At 73.3% G+C, this 16,403-nt stretch carries 12 protein-coding genes; 7 read left to right on the top strand and 5 right to left on the bottom strand.

Features of this window, described 5'->3' with window-relative positions:
- Positions 1 to 87: 87 nt before the first annotated feature.
- Entirely contained in the window at positions 88 to 396 is a 309-nt protein-coding gene (locus ACWGL3_RS23885; RefSeq protein WP_267948763.1) for a PGPGW domain-containing protein, read from the bottom strand.
- A 580-nt stretch (positions 397 to 976) separates the two neighbouring features.
- Between ACWGL3_RS23885 and thrS the strand changes: the two genes are divergently transcribed.
- Positions 977 to 2,950, top strand: a complete 1,974-nt coding sequence (thrS, locus tag ACWGL3_RS23880; protein ID WP_267948764.1) for a threonine--tRNA ligase — start codon at positions 977 to 979, stop codon at positions 2,948 to 2,950.
- 117 nt (positions 2,951 to 3,067) lie between these two features.
- Here thrS and ACWGL3_RS23875 read toward each other — a convergent pair whose 3' ends face one another.
- Positions 3,068 to 3,229, bottom strand: coding sequence for a hypothetical protein (locus ACWGL3_RS23875; RefSeq protein ID WP_267948765.1), 162 nt, complete (start codon positions 3,227 to 3,229; stop codon positions 3,068 to 3,070).
- 103 nt (positions 3,230 to 3,332) lie between these two features.
- Positions 3,333 to 3,974: a type III secretion system chaperone family protein gene (locus ACWGL3_RS23870; RefSeq protein WP_267948766.1), complete on the bottom strand. Its 642-nt coding sequence runs from the start codon at positions 3,972 to 3,974 to the stop codon at positions 3,333 to 3,335.
- Between the two features lie 806 nt (positions 3,975 to 4,780).
- Between ACWGL3_RS23870 and ACWGL3_RS23865 the strand changes: the two genes are divergently transcribed.
- A complete protein-coding gene (locus tag ACWGL3_RS23865) occupies positions 4,781 to 10,234 on the top strand; it encodes an ATP-binding protein (RefSeq protein WP_452461812.1) in 5,454 nt (1,817 codons plus the stop codon).
- A gap of 63 nt (positions 10,235 to 10,297) precedes the next feature.
- Here ACWGL3_RS23865 and fxlM read toward each other — a convergent pair whose 3' ends face one another.
- On the bottom strand, positions 10,298 to 11,563 hold the full coding sequence (fxlM, locus tag ACWGL3_RS23860) for a methyltransferase, FxLD system (RefSeq protein WP_452461811.1): 1,266 nt from the start codon (positions 11,561 to 11,563) through the stop codon (positions 10,298 to 10,300).
- Positions 11,564 to 11,675: 112 nt separating this feature from the next.
- Positions 11,676 to 12,449 (bottom strand): AfsR/SARP family transcriptional regulator, encoded by a 774-nt coding sequence (locus ACWGL3_RS23855; RefSeq protein ID WP_452461810.1) that lies wholly within the window; start codon positions 12,447 to 12,449, stop codon positions 11,676 to 11,678.
- A 360-nt stretch (positions 12,450 to 12,809) separates the two neighbouring features.
- Here ACWGL3_RS23855 and ACWGL3_RS23850 point away from each other — a divergent pair, with 360 nt between their 5' ends.
- From ACWGL3_RS23850 to ACWGL3_RS23830, 5 genes are all read left to right on the top strand, one after another.
- Positions 12,810 to 13,013 carry a hypothetical protein gene (locus ACWGL3_RS23850; protein WP_267948770.1) on the top strand — a complete coding sequence of 68 codons (204 nt, stop codon included), beginning with the start codon at positions 12,810 to 12,812 and terminating at the stop codon, positions 13,011 to 13,013.
- An 84-nt stretch (positions 13,014 to 13,097) separates the two neighbouring features.
- Positions 13,098 to 13,652, top strand: coding sequence for a hypothetical protein (locus ACWGL3_RS23845; protein WP_267948771.1), 555 nt, complete (start codon positions 13,098 to 13,100; stop codon positions 13,650 to 13,652).
- 3 nt (positions 13,653 to 13,655) lie between these two features.
- Complete coding sequence (locus ACWGL3_RS23840; RefSeq protein ID WP_452461809.1) at positions 13,656 to 15,530, top strand: ABC transporter ATP-binding protein; 1,875 nt, start codon at positions 13,656 to 13,658, stop codon at positions 15,528 to 15,530.
- Entirely contained in the window at positions 15,524 to 15,979 is a 456-nt protein-coding gene (locus ACWGL3_RS23835) for a S26 family signal peptidase (protein WP_267948773.1), read from the top strand. Before ACWGL3_RS23840 ends, ACWGL3_RS23835 begins: the two co-directional genes overlap by 7 nt.
- Positions 15,980 to 15,984: 5 nt before the next feature.
- A partial coding sequence (locus ACWGL3_RS23830) for a MauE/DoxX family redox-associated membrane protein (protein ID WP_452461808.1) occupies positions 15,985 to 16,403 on the top strand: 419 nt, incomplete at its 3' end.

The raw sequence follows: 16,403 nt of genomic DNA, 5'->3' as shown, positions 1-16,403 counted from the left end.
GGCTTCACGCGGATCCGGCCCTCCCTCTTTTCGTCGTGTCCGTATCACGGGCGGGGCAAGGGCCCGCGCCCGGCGGCGGACCCGCGCCTATTCGTGCGGCGGGGTGCAGGGCAGCGCGCGCCGCCGCCTCCGGTCCCGCCGCTCCCGATAGCGGCGGAAGGCCTCGTCCCTGAGGCGCATCCCCAGCTGCTCGGCGCGCAGGAACCACACGCGCGCGGGGCGCACGAGCCTCTGGGCCCACCGGAACTCGGTGCTGAAGATGACCAGCCCCAGGATGACCGACGCCAGCCCCGGGCCGGGGATCACCATCATCAGGAGCCCGGCGAGGACCACCAGCGTGCCGACCGTGCCGACGAGGATGCGCCAGGGCAGGTGCAGCGCCGGGTGGGTGTGCATACGTCTGCGGAAGAGGCGGAGCCTGGCCCGCAGCCGTCGCCACCGCCTCGCGTGGGCACGGCGGGAGGGGGATGTCTCCGGGGCCGGTGGGCCGGTCGGTGGGCTCGGTGACATGCGCTCACAGTATTCGGTCGCAGAGACTGGGTGTATTCGGGTCCGCGGGGGCCGGTGGTCGGATGTCTGCTGATTCTCACCGATCTCGAACCCCGGATCAATGGTCTTTGGTATGGCTGTGGACAGCTTCCTGAAAGGTGACGTTCTTTGACAGAACGTCTTCCCGGGGGGAGAGGATTCCCTTATGTCACCGTTCCCCCGGGATGTGGCGGCACCGGGCGGCCTGGGCGGACACGGCCGAATTCCCCGACCGAATCACCGGGGGCGGAGCCGCTCCGGGGTGCGCTTCCGGGGCCGCGCGGCGGCCCGGGAAGAGGGCGCGCGGGCCCCGGGCGCACGCCGTCGGACCTGTGGACGGCCGGGGCGGAGCCACCCCGGAGCCGATAGCATCGGGGGGAAAACGCCTGGCCGCCCCACGGGGCGGTCGGTACGCGTTAGACCGCGATCCACGTCCTTAGGAGTCACCGTGTCCGCCGCGCCTGAGCTGCACATCACCCTCGCCGGAACCCCGCGTGCGGTGGCGGCCACCACTACGGCGGGGCAGGCACTGGAGGCCGACGGCAGGACCGTCGTCGCGGCGCTCGTCAACGGCGAGCCGCGCGACCTGGACCGGGAGCTGCACGAGGGCGACGTCGTCGAGCCGATCGCGATCGACTCCGACGAGGGCCGGGCGATCCTGCGCCACTCCACCGCGCACATCCTCGCGCAGGCGGTCCAGGAGCTCTTCCCGGAGGCCCGGCTGGGCATCGGCCCGCCCGTCGAGAACGGCTTCTACTACGACTTCGACGTCGCCGAGCCGTTCACCCCCGCCGATCTCAAGGGCATCGAGAAGAAGATGCAGCAGATCATCAAGCAGGGGCAGCGCTTCGACCGCCGCGTCGTCACCGAGGAGGGCGCGCGGGCCGAGCTGGCCACCGAGCCCTACAAGCTGGAGCTGATCGGCCTCAAGGGCGGCGCCACGGAGGCCGCCGAGGGCGCCGGGGTCGAGGTGGGGGCCGGCGAGCTCACCATCTACGACAACGTCCACCCGCGCACCGGCGAGCAGTGCTGGAAGGACCTGTGCCGCGGGCCGCACCTGCCCACCACCAGGGCCGTCCCCGCGTTCAAGCTCATGCGCACCGCCGCCGCCTACTGGCGCGGCAAGGAGACCAACCCGCAGCTCCAGCGCGTCTACGGCACCGCCTGGGAGACCAAGGAAGCCCTCAAGGACTACCTGACCTTCCTGGAGGAGGCCGAGAAGCGGGACCACCGCAAGCTCGGCGCGGAGCTGGACCTGTTCTCCATCCCGGACGAGATCGGCTCCGGCCTCGCCGTCTTCCACCCCCGGGGCGGCATCATCCGCCGGGTGATGGAGGACTACTCGCGCAAGCGGCACGAGGAGAGCGGCTACGAGTTCGTCTACTCCCCGCACGCCACCAAGAGCACCCTGTTCGAGAAGTCGGGGCACCTGGACTGGTACGCGGACGGCATGTACCCCCCCATGAAGCTCGACGGCGGCCAGGACTACTACCTGAAGCCGATGAACTGCCCGATGCACAACCTGATCTTCGACGCGCGCGGGCGCTCCTACCGGGAGCTGCCGCTGCGCCTGTTCGAGTTCGGCACCGTGTACCGGTACGAGAAGTCGGGCGTGGTGCACGGCCTGACCCGGGCCCGGGGCTTCACCCAGGACGACGCCCACATCTACTGCACCGAGGAGCAGATGGCGGACGAGCTCGACTCGCTGCTGACCTTCGTGCTGGAGCTGCTGCGCGACTACGGCCTGGACGACTTCTACCTGGAGCTGTCCACCAAGGACCCGGAGAAGTACATCGGGGACGACGCGGTCTGGGACACGGCCACCGCCACCCTGCGCGAGGCCGCCGAGAAGCAGGGGCTCGAACTGGTCATGGACCCGGGGGGCGCCGCCTTCTACGGCCCCAAGATCTCGGTCCAGGCCAAGGACGCCATCGGCCGCACCTGGCAGATGTCCACGATCCAGCTGGACTTCAACCTGCCCGAGCGCTTCGACCTGGAGTACACCGCCCCGGACGGCTCCCGCCGGCGGCCGGTGATGATCCACCGCGCCCTGTTCGGCTCCATCGAGCGCTTCTTCGCCGTCCTGCTGGAGCACTACGCGGGCGCCTTCCCCGCCTGGCTGGCCCCGGTGCAGGCGGTGGGCATCCCCATCGCGGACGAGCACGTGCCCTACCTCCAGGAGGTCGCGGCCAAGCTGCGCGCCGAGGGCATCCGCGTCGAGGTGGACGCCGGGGACGACCGCATGCAGAAGAAGATCCGCAACGCCCAGAAGCAGAAGGTGCCCTTCATGCTGCTGGCCGGAGACGAGGACATCAGCAAGGGCGCGGTGTCCTTCCGCTTCCGGGACGGCTCGCAGAACAACGGCGTGCCGGTCGACGAGGCCGTGGCCGAGATCGTCGCCGCCGTCCGCGAGCGCCGGTAGGGCGCCGCCGCGCCGCCGGGGAGAGGTCCCGGACGGCGCCGGACGCGCACGGCAGAGCGCCCACCCGGTCCTCCGGGTGGGCGCTTCCCCGTTCCGTCCGTCGCCGCGGCGACGGGGTCAGCGCTGCTCTCGCGGCGCCGTGGACTCGTCGTCGTCGCGGAAGAGGTCCGCGCGGGAGATGCGCGCGGTCGCGTTGGGGTCCGGGGCGTTCTGCTCCTCCTCGTCGTCGCGGAAGAGGTCCGCGCGCGAGATGCGGTGCGTCGAGTTGGGGTCGCTCATGAGGGTTGCTACTCCTAATTGCTTCGGGGCACAGCGGATCTTATCCGTCTCCTGCGGGGGAGTCCGCCTGCTCAGGTTCGGGTGCAGGGAGCCGTGACCCCGGTCAGGGGCCCGCGGGGTGCCGCTTCCACGCCTCCGCGGGGATGCGCTCCACCATGTCGATCAGGTAGTCGGCGGCGGTGAGGGACCGGTCGGGGTCCAGGCGCATGGCGGCCCAGGTGAGGACGTAGTCGCCGCTGAAGCGTACCGGCAGCGACCGCGACCGCGGATCCGAGAGCAGCCACGCGGTCATGGCGCGGTCGAGGACGGCCCGGGCGAACCCGGTGTCGCCGACGGCGTGGAAGGCCCTGTCGAAGGCGTCGTCGGACGGCGTGAGGCGGTCCCTGCGGCGGATCTCCAGCTCGGCGTTGGGGCCGGGGGTGCGGACCGCGACGATCCGGTAGGCCTGGCGGCCCCCGGCCGCGCCGTGCCTCGGCTTGTGGGTGTGCTCGAAGATGACGACCGGGTGCCGGCCGCGGCGCCCGGAGAGGACGTGCTGGACGCGCGGGTGGGGGCCGTTGGTGGAACGCGGCAGGACCGCTTCGCCCAGCGGGGCCGGCTGGTGCTCGGCGTAGGTCCACCCGTGCTCGCGGGCCCAGACGCGGAGCTCCGCGACGCGTTCCTTGCGAAAGTGCGCGGCGACCGCGATCGCGCCGGCCGACACCACGACGACGACCAGAGCGATCACAGGCAGGGCGCCTTCCATCCGGTGTCTCCTCCGGCTGGGGAACGTGGGGCGGCCGAGGACCCGAGGGGCCCGCTGCGGCGGGCCGGGCCTTCCGGGCCCGGAAAGCAAGGGACCCGCTCTGGCCGTACGGGTCCATTCTGTGCTCATTGCTGTTACTTGTCACCCCTTGGCGTTGTTCCCCGGTGAACCGCGGAGTTCACGTACCCGTGGAGCTGTCCCCATACCCTCCCGAAACATGCGGAGCACCGCCGAAAGTACATGCGAGCCTCCGGCCGCGACCTGCGCGAAAGCCCGCGGCCGCCGCGTCCGCGGACATTCCCGGGACCCGGCCGACGCGCTTTCTCCGAATTCGACAGAACTGCCGGTGATTCAATAGGCACTCAGGGTGAGAATTGTCCGGAACCGGTCACGGGGCCCGTCCGTGAAGCGCGGCCCGAAACGCCGTTCCCCGGGGAGCGGCACGGTCCGCCGGGCGCCGCGGCGTCCGGAGGGTCCGGGGCCGTGCCGGTCCCCGCGGCGGGTCCCCGGCGGTCGCGCCGCGGGGCGCCGGAGCCGCCGTCCCGGCCCGCGCGCCCCCGCGCGACACTCCCGCCGTGCCGTCGCGGACACGCGCCCGTTTTGTGGCACACCTCGCATGGAGCTGGGGCCGTGCAGGGGGACCACGGGCACTTTTTGTGGGGTTCCCACAACACAGCAGATCCGCCATGGGCGATTCGGGACATTGCTGTACCCGGTGGCGATCGAGCAAGGTATAGATAGGTGGAGGCGACGCTCCGGGCTTTGGAGGTCGCCTTCTGTGCGTGGGTACTTGGGAGGCTCAACCGGTGTTCAGTCGTGTCGCCATCGTCAACCGTGGAGAGGCCGCGATGCGCCTCATCCACGCAGTTCGGGATCTTTCCGCGGAGATCGGGACGCGGATCGAGACGGTCGCCCTCTACACCGACGCCGACCGCAACGCGACCTTCGTCCGCGAGGCGGACATCGCCCACTCGCTGGGCCCGGCCTCGGCGCGCCCCTACCTCGACCACGCCGTCCTGGAGCGGGCCCTGGTCGAGACCGGGGCCGACGCCGCCTGGGTCGGCTGGGGCTTCGTCGCCGAGGACCCGGCCTTCGCGGAGCTGTGCGAGAAGATCGGCGTCACCTTCGTCGGGCCGAGCGCGGAGGCGATGCGCAGGCTCGGTGACAAGATCGGCGCCAAGCTCATCGCCGAGGAGGTCGGCGTCCCCGTCGCCCCCTGGAGCCGCGGCGAGGTCGCGACGCTGGAGGACGCCCTGCGCGCCGGCGACGAGATCGGCTACCCGCTGATGCTCAAGGCGACCGCGGGCGGCGGCGGGCGGGGCATCCGCATGGTCGCCTCGGGCGAGGACCTGGCCGAGGCCTACGAGCGAACCAGCCAGGAGGCGCTGCGCGCCTTCGGCTCCGGCGTCGTCTTCCTGGAGCGCCTGGTCACCGGCGCCCGGCACGTCGAGGTCCAGGTCATCGCCGACGGCCAGGGCACCGCGTGGGCGCTGGGCGTCCGCGACTGCTCGGTGCAGCGGCGCAACCAGAAGGTCATCGAGGAGTCCGCCTCCCCCGTCCTGGGCCCGGAGCAGACCGCGGAGCTCAAGGCCTCCGCCGAACGCCTCGCCGTGGCCGTCGGCTACCGGGGCGCCTGCACCGTGGAGTTCCTCTATCACCCGGGCGAGAAGCTGTTCGCGTTCCTGGAGGTCAACACCCGGCTCCAGGTCGAGCACCCGATCACCGAGATCACCACCGGCACCGACCTGGTCCGACTGCAGCTGCAGGTGGCGAGCGGGGAGCGGCTGGACGGCGTCCAGCCCGCAGAGACCGGACACGCCGTCGAGGCCCGCCTCAACGCCGAGGACCCCGACCGCGACTTCGCCCCCGCCCCCGGCCGCATCGCCCGCCTGATCCTGCCCGCCGGGCCCGGCATCCGCGTCGACACCGGTGTCAGCGAGGGCGACACCATCCCGGCCGACTTCGACTCGATGATCGCGAAGATCATCGCCTACGGCCGCGACCGCGAGCAGGCGCTGGCCCGTCTGCGCCGCGCGATGGCCGAGACCACCGTCATCATCGACGGCGGCGCGACCAACAAGGGCTTCGTCGTCGACCTGCTCGATCAGCCCGAGGTGATCGACGCCAGCGCCGACACCGGCTGGATCGACAGGGTGCGCGCCGAGGGCCGCCTGACCAGCCACCGGCACGCCGCCGTCGCCCTGGCGGCCGCCGCGATCGAGGCCTACCAGGACGAGGAGGACGTCAGCCGCCGGCGGCTGCTGTCCAGCGCCCACGGCGGCCGTCCGCAGGTGCAGCACGAGAGCGGCCGCCCGCTGGACCTCAAGCTCCGCGGGGTGGGCTACCGCGTCGCCGTCGCCCGCGTCGGCCAGCGGCGCTTCCGCGTCGGGGTCTCCGGCGGCGGCGACGTGCACCCGGCGGACGTCGAGGTCGAGCGCTTCGACGAGCACAGCGGCCGCATCGTCGTCAACGGCCGCCGCTTCCGGCTGGTGACGGCCACCCACGGGCCGATCCACCTGGTGGAGGTCGACGGGGTCACCCACCGGATCAGCCGCGACGAGGGCGGCGTCGTGCGCTCGCCCGCGCCCGCGCTGGTCGTGTCGACGCCCTTGGCCGTCGGTGACGAGGTCGAGCAAGGCGCGCCCATCCTGGTGCTGGAGAGCATGAAGATGGAGACGGTGCTGCGCGCACCGTTCCGCGCCCGGGTGCGCGAGTGCCCGGTGGCGGTGGGCAGCCAGGTCGAGTCCGGCGCCCCGCTGATGCGCCTGGAGCCCCTCGCGGACGAGGGCGTGGAGGACGGCGCCGCGGCCACCGCCGAGACCGCCGAGATCGAGCTCCCCGCGGAGCCCGAGGCGGTGTCCGCGGCCGAGCGGGTCGAGCGCGGACTCCAGGACCTGCGCAGCCTGCTGCTCGGCTTCGACGTGGACCCCCACGACCGCCGGCGCGTGCTGTCGGACTACCTGGCCGCGCGGGCCGAGCTGGGCGGGCGGCCGTTCGAGGGCGAGCTGGACCTGATCACGGTGTTCGCCGACCTGTCCGAGCTGAGCCGCAACAAGCCGGCCGGTGACACCGAGACCGAGCCGCGCAGCCCCGTGCACAGCCCGCGCGAGTTCTTCCACAGCTACCTCCAGAGCCTGGACGTCGAGCGGGCCGGGCTCCCCGAGAGCTTCCGGACCAAGCTCCGCACGGTCCTCGCCCACTACGGCATCACCGACCTCGACCGCACGCCCGAGCTGGAGGCCGCGGTCTTCCGGATCTGCCTGGCGCTCCACCGGATGCCGACCGACGTCGCGGTCGTGTCGGAGCTGCTGCGCCGGTGGCTGGCCGGGCCACTGCCCCTGGAGGCGCTGGGCGAGCGGGCCGGACGCGCCCTGGAACACCTCGTCGAGGCCACGCAGGTGCGCTTCCCCGCGGTGTCCGACCTCGCCCGCGGAGTGGTGTTCCGCTGGTTCGCCCAGCCGCTGCTGCGCCGCAACCGCGCCGAGGTCTACGCCTCCGTGCGCGACGGGCTGCGCTACCTGGACCGCAACCCGGACGCGCCGGACCGCGCGGAGCGGATCCAGACCATGGTGGCCAGCGCCGAACCGCTGGTCAGGCTGATCGGCCAGCGGATCGGGCGGCCCGGCCGCGACCACGCGCCGCTGCTGGAGGTCCTGACCCGCCGCTACTACGGCAACCGGGGGCTGTCCGACGTCGCGGTTCGGGAGGCCGCGGGCTGCCGGTTCGTCACCGCCGACCACACCGGCCACGACGGGGCGACGCGCCTGGTGACCACCGCGGTCGACATCGCCTCCCTGCCCGACGCCGCCGGGCGCGGCCTGGTGGCCGACCTCTACGTCACGTGGGACGGCCAGCCGGACGCCGACGAGATGGCGGTGCGGCTCGGACGGATCCTCGCCGAGCACCCGCTCCCCGAGGGCGTCCGCCGGATCACCACCACCGTCGCGGGCACCAGCGGCGCGGTGATGCACCACCACTTCACCTTCCGGCCCGGTGACGACGGCCTCACCGAGGACCGGCTGATCCGCGGGTTGCACCCGCAGATCGCCCGCCGCCTCCAGCTGCAGCGGCTGCGCGAGTTCGACCTCACGCGCCTGCCGTCGGCCGACGAGGAGATCTACCTCTTCAAGGCCGTGGCGCGCGGCAACCCGGCCGACGAGCGCCTCATCGCGATGGGGCAGGTCCGCGACCTGACGCCGCTGCGCGACGCCGACGGCCGCCTCGTCGCACTGCCCGTGGTGGAGGACACGATCGCGGGCTGCCTGGACGCGATCCGCAACATCCGGGCGCAGGGGCCGCAGAACCGGCGCTTCGACACCAACCGGATCATGATGTACGTCTGGCCGGCGACCGAGCTGACCCCCGAGGAGCTCGACACGCTGGTCCAGCGCATCCTGCCCACCACGGAGGGGGCCGGACTGGAGGAGGTCCAGTTCGTCGCCCGCCAGCGCACCGCCGAGGGCGAGCTGACCGAGGTCGCCGTGCGGATCACCCTCGACCCGGGCCACGGCGCGCGCATGCACGTCGACAAGCCCTCGACCGAACCGGTGCCGCCGCTGGACGACTACCGCCAGAAGGTGCTGCGCGCGGCCCGCCGCGGCACCACCTACCCGTACGAGCTGACCGGCCTGCTCGCCGGCCCGGAGGGCCGCTTCGTCGAGCACGACCTCGACGAGCACGGCGTTCTCGCGCCGGTGGACCGGCCCAGGGGAGGGAACACCGCGGCGATCGTCGCGGGCGTCGTCACGACGCCCACCGCGCGGCACCCCGAGGGCGTCACCCGCGTCGTGCTGCTCGGTGACCCCACCAAGGCACTGGGCGCGCTGTCGGAGCCGGAGTGCAGGCGGGTCATCGCCGCGATCGACCTGGCCGAGCGGATGCGGGTCCCCCTGGAGTGGTTCGCGCTCTCCGCGGGCGCGCGCATCTCGATGTCCTCGGGAACCGAGAACATGGACTGGGTCGCGGCCGCCCTGAAGCGGATCGTCACCTACACCCAGGACGGCGGCGAGATCAACATCGTGGTCGCGGGCATCAACGTCGGCGCGCAGCCGTACTGGAACGCCGAGGCGACGATGCTCATGCACACCAAGGGCATCCTCGTGATGACGCCGGACTCGGCGATGGTGCTCACCGGCAAGCAGTCGCTGGACTTCTCCGGCGGCGTGTCGGCCGAGGACAACTTCGGCATCGGCGGCTACGACCGCGTGATGGGGCCGAACGGCCAGGCCCAGTACTGGGCGCCCAACCTGCCGGCCGCCCGGGACGTGCTGATGGCGCACTACGACCACACCTACGTGGTCCCGGGGGAGGGGGCGCCGCGCAAGGCGGACACGGTCGACCCGGTCGACCGCGACGTCTCGGACTTCCCGCACGAGATCGAGGGCAGCGACTTCACCACGGTCGGCCAGATCTTCTCCGTCGAGCACAACCCGGACCGCAAGAAGCCGTTCGACATCCGCACGGTGATGCGCGCCCTCTCCGACCAGGACCACCTGGCGCTGGAGCGGTGGGCGGGGATGGCCGACGCCGACACGTCGGCGGTCCAGGACGTGCACATCGGCGGCTGGCCGGTCTGCCTGATCGGTATCGAGTCGCGGTCGGTGGCACGGCGCGGCTTCCCGCCCACCGACGGGCCGGACACCTACACCGCGGGCACGCTGTTCCCGCGGTCGTCGAAGAAGACCGCGCGGGCGATCAACGCGGCCTCCGGCAACCGGCCGCTGGTCGTGCTGGCCAACCTGTCCGGGTTCGACGGTTCCCCGGAGTCGATGCGCAACCTCCAGCTGGAGTACGGCGCCGAGATCGGCCGGGCGATCGTGAACTTCGACGGGCCCATCGTGTTCTGCGTGATCTCCCGCTACCACGGCGGCGCGTTCGTGGTGTTCTCCAAGGCGCTCAACCCGAACATGACGGTGCTGGCGCTGGAGGGCTCCTACGCCTCCGTGCTCGGCGGCGCCCCCGCGGCGGCCGTGGTGTTCTCCGGCGAGGTGAACAAGCGGACGGCGAACGACCCGAGGGTGACGGAGCTGCACGCCCGGGTCTCGGCGGCCGACGCCGCCGAGCGGGCGGCGCTGAGCGCCCGTCTGGCCGAGGTGCAGTCCGCGGTCCGGGCGGAGAAGGTCGGTGAGGTCGCCGCGGAGTTCGACGCGGTGCACAGCATCCAGCGCGCCGTCGAGGTCGGCTCGGTGGACGCGATCATCGGCGCCGCCGAACTGCGGCCGAGGATCATCGAGGCCATCGAGCACGGCATGAAGCGCTGACGTGCCGAGGGACCGGCCGTGCGGGGGCACGGCCGGTCCCGGCGTTCCCGGGGCCGGGAGGGCTCAGGGCCAGGTGACGACCACCCGGGTGTGGCGCTTGTCGATGACGAACCCGTCCGGGAGCGCCCGGTCGGGGGTGCCGGCCGGGTGGACGGTGAGGACCGGGCCCGGACCGGACCGGTGGTCGCGGTCCCAGTCCCGCATCCGTCCCGCGAGCCGGGCCGCGAGGTCCCCGGCACGGCGCCCGTGCGCGTGGACGACGAACTCCGAGCGCCCTGACCCGGCGCCCGCGGACTCGGGCGCGCCCAGGTAGGCGAAGCCGCCGTCCTCCGCCAGGGCGGGAGTGCCCGTGGTCCAGGCGGGACGGACCAGGCCGCGGGCGACGGCCTGCGGCGTGGCGGTGAGCAGGCAGAAGCCCGGAAGGGCGGTGGCCAGCCACAGGTCCGGTCCGGCGAAGGGGTCGGCGGGGCCGGGTGCGACCCCCGAGCGCAGGTCCACCCGCGGGGAGGCCGCCGCGTCCGCCAGGGCCGCCGCGTCGGGAGCCGGACCGTCCTCGACGAGCAGGCCCACCTCGTCGCCGTGCAGCGGCACGCGGAGCACGGCGCTCTCGCCCGCCCCCTGCATCGGCACGAACCCGCACGGTTCATCGGACCGGCTCACGAGGTGGCCGCCGTCCGGTTCCAGGGCGAGGGAGCGGGTGAGGCCGCGCAGGCGGAGCGGTGCGACGATCCGGCCGCCCCGGGCCAGCTGTCCGGGCCACGCGGGCGGGATGTCCCAGGTCCCGACGGTGACGACGATCCGGTCGAAGGGCGCGCGGTCGGGGAGGCCGAACTCGCCGTCCGCGAGGACGACGTCCACCCGGCCGTGGCCCGCCCCGTCCAGAGCGGAGCGGGCCCGGGCGGTGACGCCGGGGTCGATGTCGACGGTGGTGACCGAGCCCGCGGGGCCGACCAGTTCGCTGAGCAGGGCGGCGTTGTAGCCGCCCGAGCCGAGCTCCAGGACGCGGTGGCCCGGTTCGACCCGGAGCTGGTCGAGCATCGTGGCGACCATGGCCGGCTGGGAGACCGAGCTCGTGGGGAGCCCCGCGGAGTCCGTCCTGGTGACGACGGGGATGTCGGCGTAGGCCCGCTCCAGGGACCGGCCGGGGAGGAAGAGGTGGCGGGGCACCGTCCGCAGGGCGGCCTCGACCCGGGGCGCCAGGGGGCGGCCGAGCAGCGCGCTCCGGGCCGCGATCTCGTCCACCAGGGCCTCGCGCAGGCGTTCGGGGGTGTTCGCGTCGTCGTCCACCGGGTCCTCCTCCGCGGCCGGGGCGAGGGGCTGGACTCCCATGATGGCACCTCCTCCGCGACCGGCCCCGGACCTCCAGGGCACGGGCGGCCGGGCACGGCGTCGGCCGGGGAGGCGCCGGGGGCCGCCCCGCGGTGACGGGCCGGGCGTCAGATCACGGGCGCGTCGACCTGTGCCCGCGGGGCGGGGCGACGGGGCGCGGGCCGCGGGGGAGGCCGGCGGGGGAGGACAGCGCCGGGTCGCGGGCGAGGATCTGGCCGTGCAGCCGTTCCAGCTCGGGGCTCGGGTCCACCCCCAGCTCCTCCACCAGGCGGGCGCGCATGGTCCGGTACGCGGCGAGCGCCTCGGCGCAGCGGCCGTCGCGGTACAGGGCCGTCATCTGGAGGCCCCAGAGGCGTTCGTGCAGCGGGTGGGAGCCGATCACCGGGTACAGCCGCGCGAGGACCTCGGTGTGCCGCCCCTGGGAGAGGTGGATGTCCATGAGGGTCTCGAAGCAGGTGAGCCGCTGTTCGTCCAGGTGCGTGTGGGTGAGCGCCAGGTCGCCGTCGAGCGGCGTGTCCTGGAGGGTGGCGCCGCGCCACAGGCCGAGCGCCTCCTCCAGGGTCCGCGCGGCCTCGGCCGGCCGCCCCTCCTCGAGCGTGCGCAGCCCCCGCCGCAGCATGGCGGCGAAGACGGCGGAGTCCAGCTCGTGCTCCCCGACCCGGATGCGGTAGCCCTCCCCGCTGGTCTCGATGCGGTCGATCCGCTGCCGCAGCTGCGAGACGTAGGTCTTGAGGTTGCCCCGGGCGGAACGGGGCGGATCCTCGCCCCAGACGTTGTTGATCAACTGCACGCAGGGGACCGCCGTATTCGCGCGCACGAGGAGGGCGGCGAGGAGTTGCCGGTGCTTTTTGCGGTTGATCGGTATGGAATTACCGGAATCGTCCATGACTTCGAGCGGACCGAGCAATCTGAAGTCCATGAGTATCTCTGATCGTCGTCGTTCCGGCGCGCCGCCATGAAACAGGACTGTCGGCCGGAGTGCCGATTCTTCTCACGTTCTGACCCGCCCGGTGGTGCGCAAACAGGCCATGTCCGATGGTGTGCGAAGAGTAACACGGGGTCACGATCGGCGGTCGTGAATGGCCGGTCCCGGCCGTCCGGGCCTCGAATCCTACGGCATTCGGACTGTCCGTAAAAGAGCTCCGCGGGCCGGGTGGAGAAATGAATCCGGAGTGAACCCCCGGTGTACCCGCCGGTGGTTGTCTGTCGATTGCCATCCAGGCGCACACCGAGAAAGGAACCGAACATGGTCAGCATGATCGCGTCGCTGGGCGATCGAATACTCCGGTCGGTCGTTCCGCAGGTCAGGGTCGAGGCGGCCGCCTGCGGTCCGTGGAGGGACTCGCACTGCAACCGCTGCGGCTTCTTCTGGACCAACAAGGTCCAGTACCAGAAGCGCACGTGCGGCAGCGAGACCCAGGTGCGCGAGCTGGACTGCGGCACCTGCTAGTCGGGCCGCCCCGTCCGGGGCGCCGACCCGGTGGCGGGGCCCCGCTCCGCCACCCCCGTCCGGTGCGCAACGAGGAGGTACGTCGTGGTCTTCGTGGTCGTCGCAGTGGCCCTGGTCGGCGCACTGGGGATCCTGAACCTGTTGTTGGCGATCGGGGTGGTGCGCAGGCTGCGGGAGCACACCGCACTGCTGGAGGGGCGTCCGGGGGCGGCCGACGACGACCTCCCCGCGTCGGCGGCCCCCGTCGGGACCCGGGTCGGCGCGTTCCGGGCACGCTCCACCCTGGGCTCCGAACTCGTCTTCGAGGAGACGGCCGTCCCCCTCCTGGTGGCCGTCCTGTCCCCCGACTGCTCCCCGTGCCGTGAACGCCTGCCCCTCGTCCTCGACCACGCCGCCCGGTATCCGGGCGAGCGGGTCCTCGCCGTGGTGATCGAGGAGGGCGGGCTCGAGGCCGGGATGGTCGCCCTGCTGGAGCCGGCCGTGCCGGTGGTGGTCGAACCCTGGGACGGTGGGCTGCCCCGCCTCCTCGACGTCCGGGGGACCCCCTGCTTCGTGACGGTGGTCGGGGGCGTGGTGGCGGCCACCAGCGTCTTCGCGCCCCGGCCCGGCGGCGTGGCCCTCGGCCCGGCGGCCGGGTGAGCGATGGAGGACACGCACGGGCGGCCCGGGAACGGCTGGCGCCAGGTCGCCGCGGGCCTTCCCCCCGCCGTCCGGCTCGTGTGGGGTGCGGGCCGCTGGTGGGCGCTCGGCCTGACGGCGCTGGCCGTGACGGCGGGCGCGGTACCGGTCGCCAACGCCTGGCTCATGCGCACGGTGCTCAACGACCTCGCCGTGGGCGCGGCGCCGGCGGCCGTCCTCGCCGCGGCCGCCGCGCTGGCGGTCCTCGGAGTCGCGACGGCCGTGACCACGGCGCTGCAGGTGTACGCCGAGGACGAGCTGGGCCGCAGGGTCGGCCTCCACGCGGACGACCGCCTGTTCACGGCCGTCAACCGGCTCCCCGGCCTCGGACGGTTCGAGGACCCGGCCTTCCTCGACCGCCTGCGGCTGGCGGCCGACAACGGCGGGCAGACCCCGGCGCAGGTCCTCCAGGCCGCTCTCGGCCTGGTCGCCGGGCTCGTGACGGTCCTCGGCTTCGTCGGCTCCCTCGTGGTGATCCACCCGGTGCTGGCCGGGGTCGTCCTCCTCGGGACCCTGCCCGCGCTGTGGGGGCAGCTCGGGCTGTCGCGCAGACGGGCCGCCATGATCTGGAGGCTGGGCCCGGTCGAGCGCAGGGAGCTGTTCTACCGCGACCTGATGTCGAGCGCCGAGGCCGCGAAGGAGATCCGCCTCTTCGGGCTCGGCGACATGCTCCGCGGGCGCATGCTGACCGAACGGCGCAGGGCCAACGACGAGAACCGGCGCATGGACCGGCGCGACATGTCCGTCCAGGTCGCCGCCGGACTCCTGTCCGCCCTGATCTCCGGCGGGGGGCTGGTGTGGGTGGTCCTCCGGGCGGACGCCGGCTCGGGGGCCGTGGGGGACGTGGCGCTGTACATCGCCGCGGTCGGCGCGGTGCAGCAGGGGATGGCGGGCATGATCTCGCTCCTGGCCCAGGCCCACCAGCGCCTGCTCCTGTTCACCCACTACCGCGACGTCGTCGCGGTCGAACCGGACCTGGCCGCCGGGACGGGCGGGGTCGGCCCGCTGACCGGCCGTATCGAGCTGCGCGACGTGTGGTTCCGCTACACCCCCGACCAGCCCTGGGTCCTGCGGGGCGTGGACCTGGACATCCCGGCGGGGACGGCCCTGGGCCTGGTGGGGCTCAACGGGTCGGGCAAGAGCACCCTCGTCAAGCTGCTGTGCCGGTTCTACGACCCCGACCGCGGCACCATCGCCTGGGACGGGACCGACATCCGCGACGTCGACCCCGCTGTCCTGCGCGAGCGGATCGGCGCCGTGTTCCAGGACTACATGACCTATGACATGACCGCCGCCGAGAACATCGGGCTGGGCGACCGGTCCCGGGCCGGGGACCGTGCGGCGATCGAGGCCGCGGCCCGCCGAGCGGGAGTCCACGACGCGGTCGCCGCCCTCCCCCACGGGTACGACACGCTCATCACCCGGATCTTCTACCAGGGGGACGGGAGCGAGCAGGGGGTCGACCTCTCCGGCGGGCAGCAGCAGCGGATCGCGATCGCCCGCGCCCTGCTCCGCGAGGAACGGGACCTGCTCATCCTCGACGAGCCCAGCGCCGGGCTGGACGCGGAGGCCGAGTACGAACTGCACACGCGGCTCAGGGAGCAGCGCCGGGGCCGCACCAGCCTCCTGGTCTCCCACCGGCTCGGCGCCCTGCGCGACGCGGACCGCATCGTCGTGCTCGACGGCGGGACGATCGCCGAGTCGGGGACGCACGGGGAGCTGATGGCGGCGGACGGCGTGTACGCCCGGCTGTTCTCGATCCAGGCCGAGGGGTACCGCCGGGACGAGGGCGATCGTGAGGACGAGAGGTGTCGCCGGGACGAGGAGGCCCCGTGCTGACCGCGATCGGCGCGGCGGTCGCGCTCGCCCTCCCGGCCGCTGCGCTGGGGGCGCTCCTGTGGGTCCGCGCCAGGGTCTTCGTCGCGGTGGTGTCGGGGGAGAGCATGCTTCCCACGCTCCGCCACGGGGACCGGATGCTCTCCGCGCGTACGCACAGGGGCACGGTGATCGCCCCGCGCCAACTCGTGGTCCTGAGCGATCCGCAGACCCCGGTGATCCGTGACGAGCGCAACCGGCGCAGGCCCAACTACCTGGTCAAACGGGTGGCGGCGGTGGCCGGTGATCCGCTGCCCCGAGGCGTCGCCGGCGACGAGGGGGGCGGGACCGTGCCGGAGGGCTTCGTGGTGGTCCTGGGCGACAACCGCGACAGCAGTCTCGACTCGCGCGGGTTCGGACCGGTCCCGGTGAGCCGTGTCGTCGGAACCGTACTGCGCCGGTTGGAGGGATGACGCCGATGCCGTGGGACCACCTGCTGCCCGGCGCGGCGGCCCTGCTCGCGACGGTCTTCGCCGTCTCGGCGTTCGGCAAGGCCCGGGACCCCCGCGGCTTCGCCGCGTCGCTGGAACCGCTGCGACCGGTCCCCGCAGGAGTGCTGCCCCTCGCGACGTGGTCCGTCCCCGCGGCGGAGGCCGCCGTGGTCGCGGCCTTCGGGGGCTGGGCGTCGGGGGCCGAACAGCTGGGCCGGGCCGCCTTCGCAGGCTCGTTCGCCCTGCTGTGCGTGTTCACGGTGGTGATCGTGTCGTCCCTTCGGCGCGGGCCGTCGGCGCGCTGCCACTGCTTCGGGAGGCCGGGGGCGGTCTACGCGCCGCGCCACGTGGCGCGCAACGCCGTGCTGGGCGCCGTCGCCGCGGCGGGGGCGCTGGCCCCGGGCCC

It is taken from the genome of Nocardiopsis sp. NPDC055824 (assembly GCF_053616335.1).
Note: the sequence above shows the minus strand (reverse complement) of the source record. Positions and strands in the feature narration are given on the sequence as shown.